This is a genomic window from Azospirillum agricola (assembly GCF_017876095.1).
Classification (GTDB): domain Bacteria; phylum Pseudomonadota; class Alphaproteobacteria; order Azospirillales; family Azospirillaceae; genus Azospirillum; species Azospirillum agricola.
This window is the reverse complement of the sequence record NZ_JAGINM010000018.1, coordinates 1-21,394: the sequence shown is the minus strand read 5'-3', so window position 1 is coordinate 21,394 and position 21,394 is coordinate 1. Positions and strand designations below refer to the sequence as shown.

The 21,394-nt window shown below is 68.9% G+C and carries 18 protein-coding genes; 10 read left to right on the top strand and 8 right to left on the bottom strand.

Annotated elements, in window-relative coordinates; all coding sequences use genetic code 11:
• Positions 1-23: 23 nt before the first annotated feature.
• A complete protein-coding gene (gene polA / locus J2847_RS23750) occupies positions 24-2,933 on the top strand; it encodes a DNA polymerase I (RefSeq protein ID WP_209781277.1) in 2,910 nt (969 codons plus the stop codon).
• A 17-nt stretch (positions 2,934-2,950) separates the two neighbouring features.
• Here the strand turns inward: polA and J2847_RS23745 are convergent, their stop codons facing one another.
• The gene (locus tag J2847_RS23745) at positions 2,951-3,580 is read right to left on the bottom strand and encodes a TetR/AcrR family transcriptional regulator C-terminal domain-containing protein (protein ID WP_209781276.1); all 630 of its coding nucleotides are present in this window, start codon (positions 3,578-3,580) and stop codon (positions 2,951-2,953) included.
• 89 nt (positions 3,581-3,669) lie between these two features.
• Between J2847_RS23745 and J2847_RS23740 the strand changes: the two genes are divergently transcribed.
• Positions 3,670-4,308, top strand: a complete 639-nt coding sequence (locus J2847_RS23740; RefSeq protein WP_209781275.1) for an MSMEG_1061 family FMN-dependent PPOX-type flavoprotein — start codon at positions 3,670-3,672, stop codon at positions 4,306-4,308.
• A 143-nt stretch (positions 4,309-4,451) separates the two neighbouring features.
• Positions 4,452-6,617 carry a malate synthase G gene (locus tag J2847_RS23735; RefSeq protein ID WP_209781274.1) on the top strand — a complete coding sequence of 722 codons (2,166 nt, stop codon included), beginning with the start codon at positions 4,452-4,454 and terminating at the stop codon, positions 6,615-6,617.
• Positions 6,618-6,676: 59 nt separating this feature from the next.
• Here the strand turns inward: J2847_RS23735 and J2847_RS23730 are convergent, their stop codons facing one another.
• The 3 genes from J2847_RS23730 to J2847_RS23720 all read right to left on the bottom strand — a co-directional run bounded on the left by J2847_RS23730 (position 6,677) and on the right by J2847_RS23720 (position 9,040).
• Entirely contained in the window at positions 6,677-7,039 is a 363-nt protein-coding gene (locus J2847_RS23730) for a methylglyoxal synthase (RefSeq protein ID WP_085553888.1), read from the bottom strand.
• An 89-nt stretch (positions 7,040-7,128) separates the two neighbouring features.
• On the bottom strand, positions 7,129-8,460 hold the full coding sequence (locus J2847_RS23725) for a class I SAM-dependent methyltransferase (protein ID WP_209781273.1): 1,332 nt from the start codon (positions 8,458-8,460) through the stop codon (positions 7,129-7,131).
• A 4-nt stretch (positions 8,461-8,464) separates the two neighbouring features.
• Positions 8,465-9,040, bottom strand: a complete 576-nt coding sequence (locus J2847_RS23720) for a class I SAM-dependent methyltransferase (protein ID WP_085553890.1) — start codon at positions 9,038-9,040, stop codon at positions 8,465-8,467.
• A gap of 254 nt (positions 9,041-9,294) precedes the next feature.
• Between J2847_RS23720 and J2847_RS23715 the strand changes: the two genes are divergently transcribed.
• Positions 9,295-11,445: a methyl-accepting chemotaxis protein gene (locus J2847_RS23715; protein WP_209781272.1), complete on the top strand. Its 2,151-nt coding sequence runs from the start codon at positions 9,295-9,297 to the stop codon at positions 11,443-11,445.
• 174 nt (positions 11,446-11,619) lie between these two features.
• Positions 11,620-12,459: a ParB/RepB/Spo0J family partition protein gene (locus tag J2847_RS23710; RefSeq protein WP_209781271.1), complete on the top strand. Its 840-nt coding sequence runs from the start codon at positions 11,620-11,622 to the stop codon at positions 12,457-12,459.
• A gap of 6 nt (positions 12,460-12,465) precedes the next feature.
• On the opposite strand, the gene J2847_RS23705 is transcribed toward J2847_RS23710, so the two are convergent.
• The gene (locus J2847_RS23705; protein WP_209781270.1) at positions 12,466-13,098 is read right to left on the bottom strand and encodes an MBL fold metallo-hydrolase; all 633 of its coding nucleotides are present in this window, start codon (positions 13,096-13,098) and stop codon (positions 12,466-12,468) included.
• 196 nt (positions 13,099-13,294) lie between these two features.
• Here J2847_RS23705 and J2847_RS23700 point away from each other — a divergent pair, with 196 nt between their 5' ends.
• Entirely contained in the window at positions 13,295-13,747 is a 453-nt protein-coding gene (locus tag J2847_RS23700) for an RrF2 family transcriptional regulator (RefSeq protein WP_209781269.1), read from the top strand.
• Between the two features lie 26 nt (positions 13,748-13,773).
• On the opposite strand, the gene J2847_RS23695 is transcribed toward J2847_RS23700, so the two are convergent.
• On the bottom strand, positions 13,774-14,919 hold the full coding sequence (locus tag J2847_RS23695; protein ID WP_209781268.1) for a hypothetical protein: 1,146 nt from the start codon (positions 14,917-14,919) through the stop codon (positions 13,774-13,776).
• Between the two features lie 305 nt (positions 14,920-15,224).
• Here J2847_RS23695 and J2847_RS23690 point away from each other — a divergent pair, with 305 nt between their 5' ends.
• The 4 genes from J2847_RS23690 to J2847_RS23675 all read left to right on the top strand — a co-directional run bounded on the left by J2847_RS23690 (position 15,225) and on the right by J2847_RS23675 (position 19,024).
• On the top strand, positions 15,225-16,238 hold the full coding sequence (locus J2847_RS23690; RefSeq protein ID WP_085553896.1) for a sulfate ABC transporter substrate-binding protein: 1,014 nt from the start codon (positions 15,225-15,227) through the stop codon (positions 16,236-16,238).
• An 81-nt stretch (positions 16,239-16,319) separates the two neighbouring features.
• Positions 16,320-17,129, top strand: coding sequence for a sulfate ABC transporter permease subunit CysT (cysT, locus tag J2847_RS23685; RefSeq protein ID WP_411800648.1), 810 nt, complete (start codon positions 16,320-16,322; stop codon positions 17,127-17,129).
• Entirely contained in the window at positions 17,119-17,973 is an 855-nt protein-coding gene (cysW, locus tag J2847_RS23680; RefSeq protein WP_209781266.1) for a sulfate ABC transporter permease subunit CysW, read from the top strand. Before cysT ends, cysW begins: the two co-directional genes overlap by 11 nt.
• Positions 17,974-17,986: 13 nt before the next feature.
• Entirely contained in the window at positions 17,987-19,024 is a 1,038-nt protein-coding gene (locus tag J2847_RS23675) for a sulfate/molybdate ABC transporter ATP-binding protein (protein WP_209781265.1), read from the top strand.
• A 17-nt stretch (positions 19,025-19,041) separates the two neighbouring features.
• Here the strand turns inward: J2847_RS23675 and J2847_RS23670 are convergent, their stop codons facing one another.
• Both J2847_RS23670 and J2847_RS23665 read right to left on the bottom strand, forming a co-directional pair.
• Entirely contained in the window at positions 19,042-20,745 is a 1,704-nt protein-coding gene (locus tag J2847_RS23670) for a monovalent cation:proton antiporter-2 (CPA2) family protein (protein WP_209781264.1), read from the bottom strand.
• 287 nt (positions 20,746-21,032) lie between these two features.
• On the bottom strand, positions 21,033-21,394 hold a 362-nt coding region (locus J2847_RS23665), incomplete at its 5' end, for a hypothetical protein (RefSeq protein ID WP_209781263.1).

Below are 21,394 nucleotides of genomic sequence, written 5' to 3'. Positions count from 1 at the left end.
AGGACGCACACGAGACCAGCCCCATGACCGACGCCACCGGAACGACCGACGGAACGACCGACACCGCAACCCCGGACGCCGCCGCTGCCCCCGACCGCAGCGGCCTGTATCTCGTGGACGGCTCGGGCTTCATCTTCCGGGCCTTCCACGCGCTGCCGATGATGACGCGGCCCGACGGCACGCCGGTCAACGCGGTGATGGGCTTCTCCAACATGCTGCTGAAGCTGCTGGCCGACATCAAGGCCGAGGCGGTGGCCGTCGTCTTCGACAGCAAGCGGCTGAACTTCCGCAACGAGTTCTACCCCGACTACAAGGCCCACCGCCCCGAGCCGCCGGAGGAGCTGAAGCCGCAGTTCGCCCTGATCCGCGAGGCGACCGAAGCCTTCTGCCTCCCTTGCCTGGAGCTGGAGGGCTTTGAAGCCGACGACCTGATCGCCACCTACGCGCGGCTGGCCCGCGACGCCGGGCGGCCGGTGACCATCGTGTCGTCGGACAAGGACCTGATGCAGCTCGTCGGTCCCGGAATCGGCATGTTCGACCCGATGAAGAACAAGAGCATCGGGCCCGACGAGGTGTTCGAGAAGTTCGGCGTCGCCCCCGACAAGGTGGTGGACGTGCAGGCGCTGGCCGGCGACAGCGTCGACAACGTGCCGGGCGTCCCCGGCATCGGCATCAAGACGGCGGCCCAGCTCATCACCGAATACGGCGACCTCGACGGGCTGCTGGCCAACGCCGGGAAGATCAAGCAGCCGGCCCGCCGCCAGAAGCTGATCGACTTCGCCGAGCAGGCCCGCGTCTCGCGCCGGCTGGTCCAGCTCGACGCGCACGCCCCGCCGCCCAAGCCGCTGGAGGAACTGCGCGTCCGCGAGCCGGATCATCAGAAGCTGATCGACTTCCTGAAGGCGCAGGGCTTCCGCAGCATCGTCGCCCGCGTCGAGATGGAGATGCAGAAGGACGGCCGCATCGCCGACGGCTCGGCGCCCGCCGCCGCAACGTCCGCCTCGACGGCCACCGCGACCGTTGGAGCGCCGGAAACCGCCGAAGCGCCGGCCGCCACCCCAGCCACGCGGGCGCACGGCCTGCACAGCGTCGAGAAGCGGTACGAGCTGGTCCAGGACCTCGCCGCTCTGAATGTCTGGGTCGAGCGCGCGCGGACGGCCGGCGTCGTCGCGGTGGACACCGAGACCGACAGCCTGACCCCGGCCACGGCGACTCTGGTCGGCATCTCGCTGGCGACCGAGCCGGGGCTGGCCTGCTACGTCCCGCTCGCCCACGGCGCCGGCGCGGTGGAGGCCGGCCAGCTCGATTTCGACGCGGCACCGCCGCCGGCGCAGATTCCCGTCGCCGAGGCGATGGCCGCGCTGAAGGATGTGCTGGAGGATCCGGCGATCCTCAAGGTCGGGCACAATTTCAAGTTCGATTACCAGCTCTTCGACCGCCACGGCATCAAGGTCGGGCCGATCGACGACAGCATGCTGATCTCCTACGCGCTGGAGGGCGGCGCCCACGGCCATGGCATGGACGAGCTGGCCGAGCTGCACCTCGCCTACACGCCGATCCCCTTCAAGGAGGTCTGCGGCACCGGCAAGAACCAGATCACCTTCGACAAGGTGCCGCTCGACAAGGCGCTGGACTACGCGGCGGAGGACGCCGACATCACGCTGCGCCTGTGGACCCTGCTGAAGCCCCGGCTGGTCGAGGCGCGCATGGTCACGGTCTACGAGACGATCGACCGTCCGCTGGTTCCGGTCGTCGCCGACATGGAGCGCTGCGGCGTCCGGCTGGACCAGGCGGCGCTGGCGCGGCTGTCGCAGGATCTGGCGGTCCGCCTCGTCGAGATCGAGAAGGACGTCCACGCGCTGGCCGGGCAGGGCTTCAACATCGGCTCGCCCAAGCAGCTCGGCGAGGTGCTGTTCGACACGCTGAAGCTCGGCACCGGCAAGAAGGGCAAGACCGGCGCCTACTCCACCGATTCCAGCGTGCTGGAGGAACTGGCCGAACAGGGCCATGCCATCGCCCAGCGGGTGCTGGACTGGCGCCAGCTCGCCAAGCTGAAGAGCACCTACACCGACGCGCTCCAGCAGAAGATCGAGAAGGACACCGGCCGCGTCCACACCGCCTTCGCGCTGGCGGCGACCAACACCGGGCGTCTGTCCTCGACCGACCCCAATTTGCAGAACATCCCGGTCCGCACCGAGGAGGGGCGCAAGATCCGCCGCGCCTTCGTGGCGGCCGAGGGACACAAGCTGCTGAGCGTCGATTATTCGCAGATCGAGCTGCGGCTGGTCGCCGAGATGGCCGACATCAAGGCCTTGAAGGACGCCTTCCGCGACGGGCTGGACATTCACGCGGCGACCGCCGCCAAGGTGTTCGGCATTCCGCTGGAGCAGATGACCTCCGACATCCGCCGCAAGGCCAAGGCGATCAATTTCGGCATCATCTACGGCATCTCCGGCTTCGGGCTCGGCCGCCAGCTCGGCATCGCGCCGGGCGAGGCGAACGCCTTCATCAAGGCCTACCTGGAGAACTTCCACGAGCTGAAGGTCTGGATGGAGGCGACCAAGGCCTTCGCCCGCCAGCACGGCCATGTGGTGACGCTGTTCGGGCGGCGCTGCTACATGCCGGGCATCCAGGACAGGAACGCCGCCCGCCGTTCCTTCGCCGAGCGTCAGGCGATCAACGCGCCGATCCAGGGCACCGCCGCCGACATCATGAAGCGCGCGATGAACCGGATGCCCGCCGCGCTGGCCAAGGCCGGCAGCAACGCCAGGATGCTGCTCCAGGTGCACGACGAACTGCTGTTCGAGGTTCCGGAGGCCGAGGCCGAACAGGCGGCGGCGCTGGTGCGCAGGGTGATGGAGGAGGCCGCGAGCCTCAGCGTGCCGCTGGTCGCCGAGGCCGGCATCGGCGACAACTGGGAAGAGGCGCACTGAGCGCCTGCTGATCGGGCTCAGCCGGCCGGAATGACGGACCTCAACCCGTCGATCAGCCGGTCGAGCCCGAAGCGGAAGCGCTCCCCGTCATCGTCCGCGGCGAGGATCCCCACCACCGCCGCGCCGTTCGGGTAGCGCGCGGCCTGATCCTCCGCGATCCGTTGCGCGAGGCCGGACAGATCGACGCCCTCCGACGCGGGAGCGGCCGCCTGCTCCTCGATGGTGAATCCGAGCACGAAGTACTGGAGGGTGAAGAGGGCGCGGACCGCCGTCCTCTCGTCCGCCCCGGCCGCCCGCAGCCGGCCGACGGCGCGGTCGCCGATCCGCAGCACATTCTCCGTCACCAGGAAGGTTCCGGCGAACACCCGCGCGCCGTCGCGCCGGGCCTTCAGCGCGTGCCGGAATTCGGTCAAGGCCGCCTGTAGCCACGCGTCCCACGCCAGCGTGTCGTCCGGCAGGGCGACGCCATCCAGCATGGCGTCCGCCATGGCGTCGAGCAGAGCCTGCTTGTTGGGGAAATGCCAGTAGAGCGACGGCGCCTGGATTTTGAGCGCCTGGGCGAGCCGCCGCATCGTCAGCCCCTCCAGCCCCACCTCGTCCAGCAACGCCAGCGCCGTGTCGATGACGTCCCGCCGCTGCACCTTCATGCCCGCTCCACCCATTCACCTCTTCGTCGTTGACAGACTAACGGCGTTAGGTGAAATCTAACAACGTTAGTTTCATCGGGAGCGACACCATGGACCCCCACCGGATCGACACGGTCGCGGCGCTGCGCCGGCTCTATGATTTGCCGAGCGAGCGCATTCAGAAGTTGAGCTTCCCCTTCCTGGACGATCACAGCCTGCGCTTCGTCGCGGAATCGCCCCTGGTGTTCGTCGCCACCGCGTCGGAGACCGGCATGGACTGCTCGCCGCGCGGCGGGCGGCCCGGCTTCGTCCACGCGGTGGACCGGCGCGAACTGGCGATTCCCGACTGGCCCGGCAACAACAAGCTGTCCTCGATCGTCAACATCCTGACATCGGACGGCGCCTGCGGGCTGGTGTTCCTGGTGCCGGAGCAGGACATCTTCCTGCGCGTCAACGGCATCGCCACCGTCACCACGGCACCCGACCTGCTGGCCGTGCTGGGCGAGGAAGGACGGCGTCCGAAGGCGGCCATCCGGCTGGCGGTCCGCGAGGCCTTCTTCCATTGCGGCAAGGCGCTGCGCCGCTCGCACCTTTGGCAGCCCGGATCCTGGATCGTCCCGCAGGGCATGCCGTCGCCGGGGCAGGTGGTGAAGGACCAGTCGGGGCTGGCCGATCTGTCGGTGGAGCAGATGGACGCGCATTATTGGCGGGCGCTCTCCGAACAGCTCTACAGCGAATCGGAGAGCTGAGGCCATTCGGCCAAACAGTTTCATACTTTTTGCAGTGCGACATTCTGTTGACCGGAAGAAGCGGTTCACGCAATAACTTTGCGCAAGGCCTCCACAGAGGGGCCTGCGAACCGAGCGCGCAAGAGAATGGGACACGCAACGAGATGACCAACTGGATCCGACGCGGCGGCCTGCAAATCGCCCAGCCCCTGTACGACTTCATCGAGACGGAGGCCCTGCCGGGCACCGGTGTCGAGGCCGACGCCCTGTGGTCGGGGCTCGACGCGCTTCTCCATGATCTGGCGCCGCGCAACAAGGCGCTGCTGGAGACCCGCGACACGCTCCAGGCCAAGATCGACGCATGGCACGTCGCCCGCCGCGGCCAGATCTTCGACGCCGCCGAGTATGAGGCCTTCCTGCGCGAGATCGGCTATCTGGTGCCGGAGGGCGAGGATTTCGCCATCGGCACCGGCAACGTCGACGACGAGATCGCCCGGCTCGCCGGCCCGCAGCTCGTCGTGCCGATCACCAACGCCCGCTATGCGCTGAACGCGGCGAACGCCCGCTGGGGCAGCCTGTACGACGCGCTCTACGGCACCGACGCCATCCCCGGCACGGCGGCCGCCGGCGGCTACGACCCGGCGCGCGGCGCGCAGGTCATCGCCTGGGCCCGCAAGTTCCTCGACGACAGCGTGCCGCTGGCCGACGCCAGCCACGCCGACGCCGCCGGCTACGCCGTCGAGGGCGGCGCGCTCGCCGTGACGCTGAAGGACGGCCGCAAGGTCGGCCTCAAGGACGCCGCCGGGCTCGCCGGCTGGCAGGGCGAGGCCTCGGCGCCGACCGCCGTGCTGCTGGTCCAGAACGGCACCCACATCGAAATCCGCATCGACCGCGGCCACCTGATCGGCAAGGACGACGCCGCCGGCGTCGCCGACGTGGTGCTTGAGGCGGCGCTCTCCACCATCCAGGACTGCGAGGATTCCGTCGCCGCCGTGGACGCCGAGGACAAGGTCGGCGCCTACCGCAACTGGCTGGGCCTGATGAAGGGCACGCTGGAGGCGAGCTTCGCCAAGGGCTCCAGGACCGTCGTCCGCACGCTGAACCCGGACCGGACCTACACCACCCCGACCGGCACCCTGACCCTGCACGGCCGCAGCCTGCTGCTGGTCCGCAACGTCGGCCATCTGATGACCAACGACGCGGTCAAGCTGTCGGACGGCAGCGAGGCGCCGGAAGGCATCCTCGACGGCGTCTTCACGTCGCTGATCGCGCTGCACGACCTGAAGGGCACCGGCCCGCTGCGCAACAGCCGCGCCGGCTCGGTCTACATCGTCAAGCCGAAGATGCACGGCCCCGAGGAGGTCGCCTTCGCCAGCGAGCTGTTCGCCCGCGTCGAGGATCTGCTGGGCATGGCCCGCAACACCCTCAAGGTCGGCATCATGGACGAGGAGCGGCGGACCACCGTCAACCTCAAGGAGTGCATCCGCGCCGCCAAGGACCGGGTGGTCTTCATCAACACCGGCTTCCTCGACCGCACCGGCGACGAGATCCACACCTCGATGGAGGCCGGTCCGGTCGTCCGCAAGGCGGCGATGAAGGCCACCAAGTGGATCGCCGCCTATGAGGACAACAACGTCGACGTCGGCCTGAAGGCCGGGCTGAAGGGCCGTGCCCAGATCGGCAAGGGCATGTGGGCGATGCCCGACCTGATGGCCGACATGCTGGTCGCCAAGATCGGCCACCCGAAGGCCGGCGCCAACACCGCCTGGGTGCCGTCGCCGACCGCCGCCGTGCTGCACGCCACCCACTACCACGCCGTCAACGTCGCCTCGGTGCAGGAGCAGCTCGCCAGCCGGCAGGCCGCCGCGCTGTCCGACATCCTGACCCTGCCGCTCGCCGACCGCCCGAACTGGTCGGAGGAGGAGATCCGCCAGGAGCTGGAGAACAACGCCCAGGGCATCCTCGGCTACGTCGTCCGCTGGATCGACCAGGGCGTCGGCTGCTCCAAGGTGCCGGACATCCACGACGTCGGGCTGATGGAGGACCGCGCCACGCTCCGCATCTCCAGCCAGCACATCGCCAACTGGCTGCATCACGGAATCTGCACCGAGCCGCAGGTGATGGAGGTCATGAAGCGCATGGCCGCCGTGGTCGACAAGCAGAACGCCGGCGATCCGCTGTACCGTCCGATGGCCGGGAACTTCGACGGCAGCGTCGCCTTCCAGGCGGCCTGCGACCTCGTGTTCAAGGGCCGGGTCCAGCCCAACGGCTACACCGAGCCGGTCCTGCACGCGCGTCGCCGCGAGGCGAAGGCGGCGGCCTCGGCGTAAGCGGAACGTTCGTTTCCGGGAAAAGCCCCCGTCCCGCAAAGGGCGGGGGCTTTTCCGTTTCAGAAGCCGGCGATGACCCGGTCGGCGGTCGCCTCGTTCAGCGCCGCCGGCACGTTGTAGAGCGCGGTCAGGCGGATCAGCGCCTTGACGTCGACGTCGTGCGGCAGCGGCGTCAGCGGGTCGATGAAGAAGAACAGGGCGTCGATCCTCCCCTCGGCGATCAGCGCGCCGATCTGCTGGTCGCCGCCGAGCGGGCCGCTCTTCAGCGGGGTCAGGTCCAGCTCCGGGCAGGCCTCCTTGATCAGCCCGCCGGTGGTGCCGGTGGCGAACAGGGTGTGGGGCTGGAGCTTGGCCCGGTGGCGCACCACCCAGTCGACGAAGGACGGTTTCAAGCGGTCGTGGGAAATCAGGGCGGCCTGCAAGGCGGAACTCCTTCAACGCGGTCCGGGAAAGGCTAGCGCATCGGGCAGGGCGTGGAAAGCCGGCGCCACCGTCCGGAAAGTTCGCCGTATCAGGCTGTTGCGGTCTTCCCGCCGATCGACAGGATGCGCACAGCCACCTGTTTGGTGAAGGGGCTGGCGGCGAAGTACTCGTAGCCGACCGCGTGCTTGGCGGCGAACTCCTGGAAGGCGCGGTACTCGTCCTCGCGCCAGCTCCGGTTCCCGATATACTCGTCGAAGACGACGACGCTGCCCGGCCGGAGCCGGCCGGCGAGCGCGGTCAGCACGGTGCGGGCCGAGGCGTAGATGTCGCTGTCGACGTTGACGAAGCGCACCGGTCCGGGATGCGCGTCGAGGAAGGGCGGCAGGCTGTCCTCGAACCAGCCGACATGCAGGCGGGCGTTGTCGCGCACCGCCGGCAGCTGGCGCCCGGTGGTCAGCACACCGCGCGGGGCGTTCACCCAGCCCTCCGGCAGCCCCTCGAAGGAATCGAAGCCGTGCACCTCCTGCCCGGCGGCCTCGGCCAGATGGTCGAGCGAGGTGCCGCGGCGGACGCCGAACTCCAGCACCAATCCCGGAACGCGGGCTTCGGCCAGCGCGTGGCGCAGCAGCCGGCCGCTGCTGCCGAACAGGCGCGGGTCGGCGGCGAGGTTCGGCAGCAGGGCCAGCGCCCCGTCGACCAGCGGGCGGTGCTTGGGCGCCGGGACGATGTGCGCCGCCTCGACGGCGCGGGCCTCGTCGGTGCGGCCGAGCAGCAGCAGGGTGGCGCAGAGATAGGCCCAGTATTTGCCGTTCGCCCCGCCGCAGCGGGTGGCGCGGCGCAGACGGCGCAGCGCCTCGTCGGGGCCGAGCCCGTGCATCGCCTGGGCGTGGCTGCCGAACCAGCCGGCGGCGTGCTCCGGATCCTCGGCCAGCAGCGCCTCGAAGCTTGTCAGAGCGTTGGAATCGCGGCCGAGGCAGGCCTCGCTGGTCGCCGCCTCGAACAGCAGATCGACGTCTCGCTCGCCGTCGGCCAGCGCCGCGCGGGCGGTGGCGAGCGCGTCGTGGTAGCGGGCGTCGCGCCGGTAGGCGCCGGCCAGCAGCGCGCGGATGCCGGGCAGGCCGGGGGCGAGGCGGGCCAGCCGCTCGAACCAGCGCACGGCGGGGAAGGGGGCGTTGGCCGTCTGATGGGCTTGACCGAGATGCAGCAGCGCGTCGGGGTCGTCGGGCCGCTCGGCGGCCACGCGGCGGAAATGCGCCAGCGCCTTGTCCGGCTCCCGGTGGCCGAGATGGGCGAGCCCGAGCAGCCGGTGACGCTCCAGCCCCGCCGGGGCGTCCTGCCTCAGCCGGCGCAGGGCAATTCGGTAACGGCGCGCGTCGATCAGGGCGCGCGCCTCGGCGAGGACGGGATCGGTCAGGGGCAAGGCATCACGGCAAGCGGTGGAACGTCCAGACGGAGGCCGGCGGCAGGTTCCGGGCGATCCAGGCGTGGCGGCGCGGTTTCAGGCGCAGCCGGCGGATCAGTTCCGGATTCACCGGGGCGAAGGGGCCGTAGGTGAATTGCACGAAAACCCCGTCGGGCGCCAGCACGGAAAAAGCGCCGCGCACGACCCGCGCCTGCACCGAGAGCGGCATGGCGATCAGCGGCAGGCCGGACACCACGCTGTCACAGGTTTCCCAGCCATGCTCGTGGACGATCTTCTGGATTCGCGTGGCGTCGCCCCGGACCACCCCGGCGCCGGGGTGCAGCGTGGAGAGGTGGTCGGCGAAGGCGGCGTCCAGCTCGATCATCAGCAGGTCGCGGGCGGCCGTGCCGTGCTCGCGCAGCGCCGCCGTGACCGGGCCGGTGCCGGGGCCGAGCTCCACCACGCGCCGGCCGGGACCGCTGGCCGCCGCCCGGGCCATCGCCCGGCACAGCTCGGTTCCGCTCGGCGTCACCGATGCAACCTTCAAGGGAGAGCGAATCCACCGCTCGACGAAGAGCTTGCGTTCCGCCAGTGACATCAGCCCACCTCCGCCCCAAATGCCCTGACCGCGATATGGTCTTGCATCGCTCCTTTCTACCGGGATGCGTTTCGTTGCGCCAGCGCAATGGATTTTGAACGATCGTTTAACAATACAGTTACGCGGGTATGACATTTTTTGTTAATGGTTTGCTGGCAAGATGGTTTCGGTTCTTTCCAATCCGTTGATCCAATGACACTCTGTTCACAAAGCCGGGGCAACCGGCGCCATGGTCTCTCCGGGAGGGTGCAACCTTGAACAGCCTGCTTCTGCGGCACAAAATTCCTGGCGCGCTGGTCGCCTCGGCGGTTCTGTCGGCGGTCCTGCTCGGCAGCTTCGCCTATTCGGCGGCCACCGACCGCCTGCGTGACGCCGCCCAGGACAAGCTTGTGGCTCTGGCCAACGCGCGCGGCGCCAGCGTCCAGTCCTACATCGAGGGGCTGGAGGGCGACGTTGTGCTGACCGCCAACACGCGTTCGATGCGCGACGCCGTGGTGGCGCTGAACAATGGCTGGCGGATCGAGGCCGATCGCGGCGACCCGTCGGCCCAGCTCCGCAAGCGCTACGTGGACGGCAACCCGCATCCGGCGGCCGAGCGCTACAAGCTGGAGAAGCCGGAAGGCAGCACCATGTACGACATGGCGCATCTGCGGCTGCATTCCTGGATGATGGACCTGATGCTGCGGCGCGGGCTGGCCGACGTGCTGGTGCTGAACCCGGACGGCACGGTGCTCTACAGCACCGCCAAGGGGGCGGATTTCGCCACCTCCGTCGCCTCCACCCCGCTCGGTGCCTTCCTGGAGGAGGTCAAGCGCGACCCGAAGCCGGGCGCCGCCCGCATCCTCGACTTCACCCCCTACACCCCGGCTGGCGGGGTGCCTTCGGCCTTCCTCGCCAGCCCGGTCGTGCTTCAGCAACCCGACGGCGGGGTGCAGACCCTCGCGGTGCTGGCCTTCCGCATCCAGTCCGAAGGGCTGGACCGCATCATGCGCACCACCGAGGGCATGGGGGACAGCGGCGACACCTTCCTGATGGGGACCGACGGCAAGCTGCGCAGCACGCCGCGCTTCGCCAGCGAGATGGCGGTCCTGAAGCCCTATGTCGGCGGGGCGGCGGCGACGATCGGCGCCGACAGCGACGGCATGGGCGTCGTCGAGGCCAGCAACGTCCGCGGAACCGGCCCGGCGCTCACCGCCTACCGGCCGCTGAAGCATGCGACGCTGCGCTGGACGGTGCTGGCCGAGGCGGCGGTCGACGAGATCCTCGCCCCGGTCCATTCCATGCGCAACCAGATGATCGTGGCGGGCGCCGGCCTGCTGCTGGTCGTCTGCCTGGTCGGCGTGGTCTTTGCCCGCGGCATCACCCGCCCGTTGTCGGCGATGAGCGACGCGATGCAGCGGCTCGCCGACGGCGAGCGCCAGCTCGAGGTTCCCGCCCGCGAGCGCACCGACGAGATCGGCCGGATGGCCGGCGCCATGCAGGTCTTCAAGGAAGCGCTGATCCGCGCCGACGAGCTGCACGCGGAGCAGGATCGCGTCCGTGCCCTGCGCGAGGAGCGCACCAAGCAGCTGGAGCGGGTGACCCAGAGCTTCGACGCGCGGGTCGGCGGCATCGTCCGGGCGGTGAGCGTCGCGGCCGGCGGGCTGGAGACGACCGCCAGGTCGATGAGCGACGGCGCCGACCAGACCCTGCACGAGGCGACCAGCGTCGCGGCGGCGGCCGAGCAGACCGCCTCGAACGTCGGCACGGTGGCCTCGGCGGCGAACCAGCTCCGCGCCTCGATCGGCGACATCGGCCGCCACATCGAGGAATCGGGCCGCATCACCCAGGCGGCGGTCGGGGCGGCGGCCCAGGCCGGCGAGACGATGCGGGTCGTGGTCGAGACCGCCAACCGCATCGGCGCGGTGGTGCAGCTCATCCATGACATCGCCGCGCAGACCAACCTGCTGGCGCTCAACGCCACCATCGAGGCGGCGCGCGCCGGCGAGGCCGGCAAGGGCTTCGCCGTGGTGGCATCGGAGGTCAAGAGCCTCGCCAACCAGACCGGCAAGGCGACCGAGGAGATCTCCGGCCAGATCGCCACCATGCAGTCGGTGACCGACGGGGCGGCGGCGTCGATCGGCCAGATCGTCACCGTCATCGAGGACATGGGCCGCATCTCCGGCGTCGTCGCCAGCGCCATCGACGAGCAGGGGACGGCGACCATGGAGATCGCCGCCAACGCCGAGCAGGCGGCCAAGGCGACGCAATCGGTGACCTCGATCATCGACGGCGTCGCGCGGGCGGCGGACACCACCAAGACGACGGCGAACGAGGTGCTGACCTCCTCGCAGGATCTGACCAAGCAGGCCGGGCATCTGCGCAGCGAGATCGAGCGGTTCCTCGCCGACATCAAGGCGGCGTGATCCGCGTGTGATCTGGGCGTGATCCGGCGCGCAAGGCACGTTTGCGGTAAGACCGCAATCCTGCCTTGTGTCATCCTTTCCCACTGCTATGCTTTGGGTCAGGCTTCGGCACCGGCGGCGCTCCACGGGAGGGTTGCCGGTGCCGCGACCCGATCGGGGAGGGAAAACAAAGGCATGCCGACGCGCGCACCCGCAAATCCGGACCAGGACAGCGCCGATCTGTTCGACGACCGCGGCAAGCCGCCCCGGCTGCTCGAACTGGACGTCGCGTCGATCAGCGAGAATCCGAGCCAGCCGCGGCGCCATTTCGACCCGGACGAGATGCGCAGCCTCGCCGATTCGATCGCCGACTACGGGATGAAGCAGCCGATCCTGGTGCAGGAGGTGGTCGGCGGCTACCGGCTGGTGGCCGGCGAGCGGCGGCTGCGGGCGCACCGCATGCTGGGGCTGGCGACCATCCACGCGCTGGCGACCTCCGGCAACCCGGACGAGCTGGCGCTGGTGGAGAATGTCCAGCGGGTCGACCTCGACGCGCTGGAACTGGCGGAGGCGCTGGAGCGGCTGATCGACCGCTACGGCTACACGCAGGAGCAGCTCGGCCGGATCATCGGCAAGAGCCAGAGCAACGTCAGCCACACCCTGCGCCTCAACACGCTGCCGCCGGAGATCAAGCGGCAGTACGCGGCGGAGCACCGCGACGTGTCGCGCTCCACCCTGATCGAGATCGCCTGGATCAAGGATCTGGCGGAGCAGATGGCCCAATGGGAGCAGGTGAAGGCCGGCGACCGCACCGTCCAGGCGGCGCGAAGCCGCAAGGACGACGCCAAGGAACCCAGCCTGCGCACGATGTCGGCGGTGGGCCGCTTCCTGGAGGCGCTGCGGCGGGCGACCCGCAGGCTTGGCGACCCGCGCGAGCACCGGGCCTATCTGGACGACGCCCAGCGCCGCGAGCTTCTCAGCCTGCGGCGGCGGATCGACCTGCTGCTCGGCGACGAGGAGCCGATGGTGGATTGAGGCGGGTCAGTCGGTCAGGAACGGGTTGTACAGACGCTCCTCGCCAAAGGTCGACATCGGGCCGTGGCCGGGGATGAAGGCGATGTCGTCGCCGTAGGGAAGCAGCTTCTCCTTGATCGACGCGATCAGGTCGCCGTGGTTGCCGCGCGGGAAGTCGGTGCGGCCGACCGAGCCCTGGAACAGCACGTCGCCGACGATGGCAAGCTTGCTCGGCCGGTGGATGAACACGACGTGGCCGGGCGTGTGGCCGGGGCAATGGCGCACCTCCAGCGTCAGCGTGCCGACCGTGACCGTCTCGCCGTCCGCCAGCCAGCGGCCGGGGGTGAAGGAGCGCACCGGCGGGAAGCCGAACATCTTGCTCTGCTGCGGCATGCCCTCGATCCAGAAGAGGTCGTCGGGATGCGGTCCTTCGATGGGCAGCGACAGGTCGTCGGCGAGGTCGGCGACGCCGCCGGCGTGGTCGATGTGGCCGTGGGTGACCAGGATCTTCTCCAGCGTCACGCCCTTCGATTCGGCCGCGCGCAGGATGAGGGGGAGATCGCCGCCGGGATCGACCGCCGCCCCCTTCATCGTTTCGGGGCACCAGAACACCGTGCAGTTCTGCTGGAACGGCGTGACCGGAACGATGACGTACTGCATGCCTTGTCCTCATGGAAAAAACGGCGTTCGGCGTGAGCGGACCTTAACGCGGCGGCGGAAGGTGGGGCAAGCCGGCGTTCTTACTCGCCTTGTGTGTGAAAAGCCGCTACTGTCCGGGCGTCTGATCGGGTTTGGCCTTTCGGACGTCTTGCGTGCGCTTTTTCAATCGTCGCCTTAAGGAACGGATTCCGCCGGAATGCTGTCGCAGAAAGCCAAATACGCGCTTCGTGCCTTGATCATGCTGGCTGAGCGGACCGACGACGACCTGACCCTGATCGCCGACATCGCCGAGCGGGAGAACATCCCGCGCAAGTTCCTGGAAGCCATCCTGGTCGAGCTGCGCAAGCACGGGCTGCTGTTCGCCAAGCGCGGCAAGAGCGGCGGCTACCGTCTGGCCCGCCCGGCGTCGGACATCTCCTTCGGCGAGGTGATCCGGCTGGTCGACGGCCATCTGGCGCCGATTCCCTGCGCCAGCAAATTCTCCTTCAAGCCGTGCGACGACTGCATCGATCCCGGCACCTGCTCGGTGCGCTGGCTGATGGTGCAGGTGCGCGACGCCACCGCCAACGTGCTCGACAACCGCACCCTGTCCGACGCGCTGCGCCACCGCCAGTCCACCGGTGATCTGGCCGCGAATTTCGACATCTGACCCAGGTTTCCCGATGCCGGGTTCCGTCACGGAATCAGATCGACCGCGACGAACACGCGGTCGAGCGCCCGGTTGGTGACTTCGCGCAGGATTCCCGCCTCGATCAACTCGTCGACCAGAAGCTGGGCGCCGCGGAAGGTGGTCCCCAGCCGTTTCTGGACGCGGCGCACCGTGAAGGCGGGCTGCTCGAACAGCCCGTCCATGACTTCGGGCAAGCGTGAGTTGCGGCGGCGCTGGCCGATGCGCCGCTGCCAGGATTCGGCGGCGTGATCCAGCGCCGCCAGCCTGTGGCGCTCGCGCCGCGCCGTCTCCGCGACCGCGTCGGCCAGCCAGACGCGCCATTCCTCGCCGTCGCCCCGCGCGGCGATGGCCGAGGCCGTGCGATCGGTCCACAGCGCCGTGGACATTGGCAGCCACAGTTCCGGCAACCGGCAGCAGCGCCCCACCGCCAGCGCCGCGAGCAGCCGGGCCGGAGGGACCGTCCAGGCGGGGGAGCGCAGGTCGGGTTGCGGGCGCAGCAGTTCGGCCAGCAGCCCGACGCCCCCCAGCAGGGCCGCCGCCTGAGCGGCGGCGTCGAGCCGGCCGAGCAGGGCGACGGCGTCCAGTTCGCGCTCCGGCGACAGGGACAGGCGGGCCGGGTCGCGCCCCGACACGCCGGCCTGCATGACCCGCCAGGACGCCTCGACCCAGCCGAGCGTCCAGGGAGGCGGGGATTCGCCCCGCCCGGCGGAGTCCGGGTCGCCGGCTTCCCGGTCGTCGTCCGCTTCGCCATCCGACCCCGCTTCCAGCCCCGCCTCCAGCGCGGCCACGGCCCGCCACGCCTCGGCCGCCGCGCCATGCTCCACGGGGCGCCGCGCCGCCGATCCGGCCCGCTTGGCCGGAGCCGGCATCACGCCCTGCGCGAACAGCGCCCCCCGCCACAGGGCGTGCACCGATTGGGCGTCCGGCCGGCCGGCCGTGGGCACCAGATCGGGGTTGACGGTGGCGATCATGAAATCGGTGGCGTCGACCGCCACCCCATCGAGCCGCGCGGCCGCGCACGCCTCCCGCCGCGCCGAATCGGCCCACAGGCGGCGCCGCCGCTCCGGCGACCGGCAGGCTTCCGCCAAGCGCCCCAGCGCCCGTTCCGCCTCCAGCAGCGCCGTCAAAAAAGTGGGGGAGGGTGGGCTCATCGGGATTCGGGCTTGCGGGAGAAGAGGGGGAGCCCAATGATACCAAACGGTCCGATGGCTTTCAGTTTTAAATGACAGTGCGAAATGATCAATCGGCGGGATCGGGTTTCCGAGCCCCCAGGTTGATATTTTTATATTGTTTTTCAATATGTTGATTGAAAATCTCGGGAATTTTCGGATTTTGGGACAAAAAAGCGCTTTCCAGCGTGGAACCGGTTTGGCAATCTCTATTCAGAAAATAGAAATGAATCCGCAGTTTTCTGTGTGAAATTCTGCGGCCTTGGGACCAACCGAAGGAGACTCCGATGTCGTTTCGTCGCCGCCTGTCCCTCCTGGCCGCAGGGCTTACGCTGGCCTGGCTGGGCGTTGCCGCTGCCGACGCGCAGGATAACCTCCTGAACGTCTCATACGATCCCACCCGTGAGCTGTACGTCGATTTCAACAAGGCCTTCGCCAAGAAGTGGCAGGCGGAGACCGGCCACACGCTGACCGTCAAGCAGTCGCACGGCGGCTCCGGCAAGCAGGCCCGCTCGGTGATCGACGGTCTCGACGCCGACGTCGTCACGCTGGCGCTCGGCTACGACATCGACGCCATCGCCGACGCCGGGCAGCTGGCGAAGAACTGGCAGAGCCGGCTTCCCAACAACAGCGCCCCCTACACCTCGACCATCGTGTTCCTGGTGCGCAAGGGCAACCCCAAGGCCATCAAGGACTGGAACGATCTGGTGAAGCCGGGCGTGTCGGTGATCACGCCGAACCCGAAGACCTCGGGCGGCGCCCGCTGGAACTATCTGGCTGCCTGGGCCTACGCCCTGGAGAAGAACGGCAACGACGAGGCCAAGGCCAAGGAGTTCGTCGGCCAGCTCTTCAAGAACGTGCCGGTGCTGGACAGCGGCGCCCGCGGCTCGACCGTGACCTTCACGCAGCGCGAATTGGGCGACGTCCTGCTGGCCTGGGAGAACGAGGCCTACCTGTCGCTCCAGGAGTTCGGCGCCGACAAGTTCGAGATCGTCGTTCCCAGCCTGTCGATCCTCGCCGAACCGCCGGTCGCGGTGGTCGACGCGGTGGTCGACCGCAAGGGAAGCCGCAAGGTCGCCGAGGCGTATCTGCAATTCCTCTACACCCGCGAGGGGCAGGAGATCGCCGCGAAGAACTTCTACCGTCCGCGCCTGCCGGAACTGGCAACCCAGTATGCGGGGCGCTTCGCCGATGTTAAGCTGGTCACGATCGACCAGACCTTCGGCGGCTGGCGTCCGACGCAGGAGAAGCATTTCGCGGATGGCGGTGTCTTCGACCAGATCTACCAGAAGGGCCGCTGATCCGTGGTCGCAGCCTCTTCGACCGACACCGCGTTCCCCAGGGCGGGGGGCGCGGTGACGTCCATCCTCCGGAAACCCAGCGTGATCCCCGGATTCGGCCTGACGCTGGGCTTCACGCTGACCTATCTGAGCATCCTCGTCCTGCTGCCGCTCGGCGCGCTGATCGCCAAGGCCGGCGGGCTGGGCTGGAGCGGATTCTGGAACGCGGTGCTGACGCCGCGCGTGTGGGCCGCCTTCGAGGTCAGCTTCGGGCTGTCGCTGGTCGCCGCCGCCGTCAACGCGGTGTTCGGCTTCATCGTCGCCTGGGTGCTGGTGCGCTACAGCTTTCCCGGCAAGCGGCTGGTCGACGCTCTGGTCGATCTGCCCTTCGCCCTGCCGACGGCGGTGGCCGGCATCGCGCTCAGCGCGCTCTACGCGCCGAACGGCTGGGTGGGGAAGCCGTTGAACGAGCTGTTCGGGTTGAAGGTCGCCTTCACGCCGGTCGGCATCGCCATCGCGCTGACCTTCATCGGCCTGCCCTTCGTCGTCCGCACGGTGCAGCCGATCCTGGAGGATCTGCCGCCCGAGGAGGAGGAGGCCGCCGTCTCGCTCGGCGCCACCCGTGGCCAGACCTTCCGCCGAGTCGTCTTTCCGGCCGTCCTGCCGGCGCTGGTGACCGGCTTCGCCCTGTCCTTCGCGCGCGGGGTCGGCGAATACGGCTCGGTCATCTTCATCGCCGGCAACATGCCCGGCCTGACCGAGATCCTGCCGCTGCTGATCGTCATCAAGCTGGAGCAGTACGACTACGCCGGCGCGGCGGCGGTCGGCACCGCGATGCTGCTGGTGTCCTTCGTCATGCTGCTGGTCCTCAACCTGCTGCAAACCTGGATGAGGTCGCGCCATGCCCGCTAACCGTTCCGGCGTGGCGCTCAGCGATCCGGCCTGGATGCGCTGGCTGCTGATCGGCACCGCGCTCGCCTTCCTCGCGCTGTTTCTGCTGCTGCCGCTGGTCGCGGTGTTCGCCGAGGCGCTGCGGCGCGGCTTCGGCGCCTACTGGGCCGCGCTGGTCGAGGAGGACGCGGTCGCCGCCATCAAGCTGACGCTGATCGTCGCCGCCATCGCCGTGCCGGCCAACCTGGTGTTCGGCGTCGCCGCCTCCTGGTGCGTCGCCAAGTTCGACTTCCGCGGCAAGAATCTGCTGATCACGCTGATCGATCTGCCCTTCTCGGTCTCGCCGGTGATCTCCGGCCTGATCTACGTGCTGCTGTTCGGCCTGAACGGGCTGATGGGGCCGTTCCTGAAGGCGCAGGGCATCCAGATCATCTTCGCCGTGCCCGGCCTCGTGCTCGCCACCATCTTCGTCACCTTCCCCTTCGTCGCGCGCGAGCTGATCCCGCTGATGCAGGAGCAGGGGTCGGAGGAGGAGGAGGCGGCGCTGGTGCTGGGGGCGAGCGGCTGGCAGACCTTCTGGCGGGTGACGCTGCCCAACATCAAGTGGGGCCTGCTCTACGGCGTGCTGCTGTGCAACGCGCGCGCGATGGGCGAGTTCGGTGCCGTGTCGGTGGTGTCCGGCCATGTCCGCGGCTACACCAACACGATGCCGCTGCACGTCGAAATTCTGTACAACGAATACAACTTCGTCGCCGCCTTCGCGGTGGCCTCGGTGCTGGCCATGCTCGCTCTCGTCACGCTGGTGGCGAAGACGGTGTTGGAATGGCGCTTCGGGGCCGAGCTGGCGGCCACACGGCACAAGTAGGGGTTCGGCGTCGATGGCGATCCAGGTTTCGGGAATCACCAAGCAATTCGGGTCCTACAAGGCGCTCGATGCGGTCGATCTGGAGGTGCGGTCGGGCGAGCTTCTGGCTCTGCTCGGGCCGTCCGGGTCGGGGAAGACCACGCTGCTGCGCATCATGGCCGGGCTGGAAAGCCCGGATGCCGGCAGCCTGCAACTGAACGGCGAGGAGGCGCTGGGGCTGAAGCCGCGCGACCGTCAGGTCGGCTTCGTGTTCCAGCATTACGCCCTGTTCCGCCACATGACCGTCTTCGACAACGTCGCCTTCGGCCTGAAGGTGCGTCCGCGCGGCCAGCGTTTCGGAAGCGCCGAGATCAAGCGCCGGGTGACCGAGCTGCTGGAGCTGGTCCAGCTCGGCCATTTCGCCGACCGCTACCCGGCGCAGCTTTCCGGCGGCCAGCGCCAGCGCGTGGCGCTCGCCCGTGCGCTGGCGATCGAACCGAAGGTCCTTCTGCTCGACGAACCGTTCGGCGCGCTCGACGCCAAGGTGCGCAAGGAGCTGCGGCGCTGGCTGCGCAAGCTGCACGACGACATCCACATCACCTCGGTCTTCGTCACCCACGACCAGGAGGAGGCGCTGGAACTGGCCGACCGCGTGGTGGTGATGAGCCAGGGGCGGATCGAGCAGATCGGTTCGCCGGCCGACGTCTACGACCATCCCTCATCGGCCTTCGTCTACGAGTTCCTCGGGCAGGTGAACCGCTTCGACTGCACGGTCGAGGACGGGGTGGCGCGGATCGGCAACGGCGCCTTGTCGATACCGACCGACCCGGCGGTGCGGGGAGCGGCCATCGCCTATGTGCGTCCGCACGATCTCGGCGTCAGCCCGGCCGCCGGTGGGCCGGGGCGGATCTCGGGCGTCCATGTCGTCGGGCCGGACGCCCGCGTCGAGATCGAGCTTGCCGGCCTGTCGCTGGAGGCGGAGATGGACCGCGAGCGTTTCGGTGCGCTCGGCATCGCGCTGGGCGACCGCTGCGCGGTTCATATCGACCGCGCCCGCGTGTTCGCGCGCTGAAAGGCGGGCGGGACCGCTCAGTCGGCTTCCGTGGCACGCGGCTCGGCCAGGGCCCCGTAGTTCCCCTCGCGGAATTCCCTCAGGCTGCTGTCCACGGCGCCGGCCTCGATGCCGGCGCTGCGCAGCACCATGCCGGCCAATTGCAGGCTGGCCTCCATGGTTTCCGGAACGACGGCGCTGGCGCCGGCGTTGGCCAGCGCCGGAATTTGCCCGATGTCATGGGCGCGGGCGATGATCGGCAGACCGGCGGCCGAGGCGTGGATCGCCTCGACCGCGCGCTGGGCCTGATCCGGCCGGTTCAGCGTGATGACGGCGGCGCGAGCCCGCTCCACTCCGGCGGCGCGCAGCACGCTCGCGTGGCTGGCGTCGCCGTAATAGACCGGCAGCCCCTCGCCCCTTGCGGTCGCGATCCGCTGCGGCTCCAGATCCAGGGCGACGTAGGGGATTCCATGCGCGGTCAGCAGCCGCGCCACCGCCTTGCCGACCCGGCCGTAGCCGGCGATCAGCACATGGCTTTTCAGGTCACTGGTCTCGATGCCGAACGCCTCGGCGCCGCGCCGCGCTTCGATGGCCTGGGCGAGGCGCTGGGCGATCGCGCCGATGGCCGGAGTCACCGCCATGCTGAGCGCCACCGACGAGGAGACGAGGAGCCCGGTCCGCCCGTCCAGAACCGACAGCGCCGTCGCCTTCCCGATCAGCACGAAGGCGAACTCGCCGCCCTGGGACAGCAGCAACCCGATCCGCAGCGAGGTCGCCACCCCCAGGCCGGACAGGCGGCAGAGCAGGAACAGCAGCAGGCTCTTGCCGAACAGCAGCGCGACGGTCAGGCCGGCGATGGTCCCGGCCTCGTGCTCCATCGCCGGCAGGTCGAGGGTCATGCCGACCGTCATGAAGAACAGGCCGAGCAGCAGGCCGCGGAACGGCTCGATGTCCGCCTCGACCTGGTGGCGGTAGGCGGTGTCGGCCAGCAGCATTCCAGCCAGGAAGGCGCCAAGCGCCATCGACATTCCTGCCTCGGCGGTCAGCCAGCCGACGGCCAGCACGACGAACAGGTTGGTGGCGGTGAACAGCTCCGGATTGCCCGCCGAGGCGATGAAACGGTAGACCGGGCGTACGACAAAGCGGCCGAGCAGCATGATGAACAGGATCGCCGCACCCGCCTTCAGCGCGGCGAGCGCCAGGGCAAGCGGGATGCTGGCGTTCGGGTCGGCCAGCAGCGGCAGCAAGGTCAGCAGCGGCACCACCGCCAGATCCTGGAAGATCAGGACGGCGACGGAGATCCTTCCGAAACGGGCGACGGTCTCACCGCGCTCGACCAGCAGTTTCAGCACCGTGGCGGTTGATGAGAAGGCCAGCATGCCGCCGACCACCAGCGCCGCCTCGGGGGGAAGTCCCAGCGCGTAGGCGGCAAGCCCAAGCACGGTGCTGGTCGCCAGAACCTGCATCAACCCCAGACCGAAGATGTAGCGACGCATCGCCTGGAGACGCGACAACGGCAGTTCCAGCCCGATGGCGAACAGCAGGAAGACGATGCCGAATTCCGAGAGCAGCTGGGGCAGTTTCAAATCCACCGCCGGCCCCGGGGCGTGCGGCCCCAGCATCACCCCGGCAACGAGATAACCCAGCACCGCCGGAATCCGCAGGGCTTGGAACAGCGGCACGACGACGATGGCCGACAGCAGCAGAAGCAGGATGTCGAGAAGGATGGTGGTGTCGTGCATCGATCGGCGCGCAGGGGAGGGGGCAGGAGGCGCACTTGTATGGTCCGCGAGAGGGCCGCGCATCAAGCAACTCGGCGTGGCGCATGGAAAAAGATGCGGATTGCCTGGGGCATGATGCGGAACCGGGATGGTTGGCGAATTTTGGCGAGGGAGATGCTTTTTCTCTGGACGACCGGAAAAGGCCCACGTATACACCCGGCCCTCAGCCGATGGCGGTGCCCGACAGGGTGACTGTGGCGGTTGAAAGCCCCAGCAGGATCGGGGCGGCGGGTGTTTCTGGTGGTGCTTCATCGGCGCTTCGGTGGAGAGGGCGGAAAAAAGGGCTTGACCCACTCCGGCCAAACGGCTAGAAAGATTGCCTGCCAGCGCAAACCGAGCGGTTTGCGCGCCTCCGATCTTCCAGACCGACGGGCATCATTCATCCGGATCACCGGATGGTGGCTCGTCACTGTCGTCGGGGATGGTTCTTGGACATTGTTGATCGTGAAGTCGAGAAGGGATGCGCAGGCGGCGGTGCTTTGAGTGCCGTTGAGAGCGTGGGTTCCGGTCTTGTATGGGATCGGCACACACGCGGACGTCTGTTCGCATCCGAAGTTGAAGCAGTGATTTGAACGCAGAGCAATCTGCGTCGGGTTTGAGCTTGGGTTTT

Excerpts from the sequence above, each read along its gene's own strand:
- J2847_RS23710 (WP_209781271.1), top strand. The coding sequence starts at position 11,620 with ATGCCGACGCGCGCACCCGCAAATCCGGACCAGGACAGCGCCGATCTG.
- J2847_RS23695 (WP_209781268.1), bottom strand. The coding sequence starts at position 14,919 with ATGAGCCCACCCTCCCCCACTTTTTTGACGGCGCTGCTGGAGGCGGAA.
- J2847_RS23720 (WP_085553890.1), bottom strand. The coding sequence starts at position 9,040 with ATGTCACTGGCGGAACGCAAGCTCTTCGTCGAGCGGTGGATTCGCTCT.
- cysW (WP_209781266.1), top strand. The coding sequence starts at position 17,119 with ATGCCCGCTAACCGTTCCGGCGTGGCGCTCAGCGATCCGGCCTGGATG.
- J2847_RS23700 (WP_209781269.1), top strand. The coding sequence starts at position 13,295 with ATGCTGTCGCAGAAAGCCAAATACGCGCTTCGTGCCTTGATCATGCTG.
- J2847_RS23670 (WP_209781264.1), bottom strand. The coding sequence starts at position 20,745 with ATGCACGACACCACCATCCTTCTCGACATCCTGCTTCTGCTGCTGTCG.
- polA (WP_209781277.1), top strand. The coding sequence starts at position 24 with ATGACCGACGCCACCGGAACGACCGACGGAACGACCGACACCGCAACC.
- J2847_RS23740 (WP_209781275.1), top strand. The coding sequence starts at position 3,670 with ATGGACCCCCACCGGATCGACACGGTCGCGGCGCTGCGCCGGCTCTAT.
- J2847_RS23690 (WP_085553896.1), top strand. The coding sequence starts at position 15,225 with ATGTCGTTTCGTCGCCGCCTGTCCCTCCTGGCCGCAGGGCTTACGCTG.
- J2847_RS23675 (WP_209781265.1), top strand. The coding sequence starts at position 17,987 with ATGGCGATCCAGGTTTCGGGAATCACCAAGCAATTCGGGTCCTACAAG.
- J2847_RS23705 (WP_209781270.1), bottom strand. The coding sequence starts at position 13,098 with ATGCAGTACGTCATCGTTCCGGTCACGCCGTTCCAGCAGAACTGCACG.
- J2847_RS23735 (WP_209781274.1), top strand. The coding sequence starts at position 4,452 with ATGACCAACTGGATCCGACGCGGCGGCCTGCAAATCGCCCAGCCCCTG.
- J2847_RS23745 (WP_209781276.1), bottom strand. The coding sequence starts at position 3,580 with ATGAAGGTGCAGCGGCGGGACGTCATCGACACGGCGCTGGCGTTGCTG.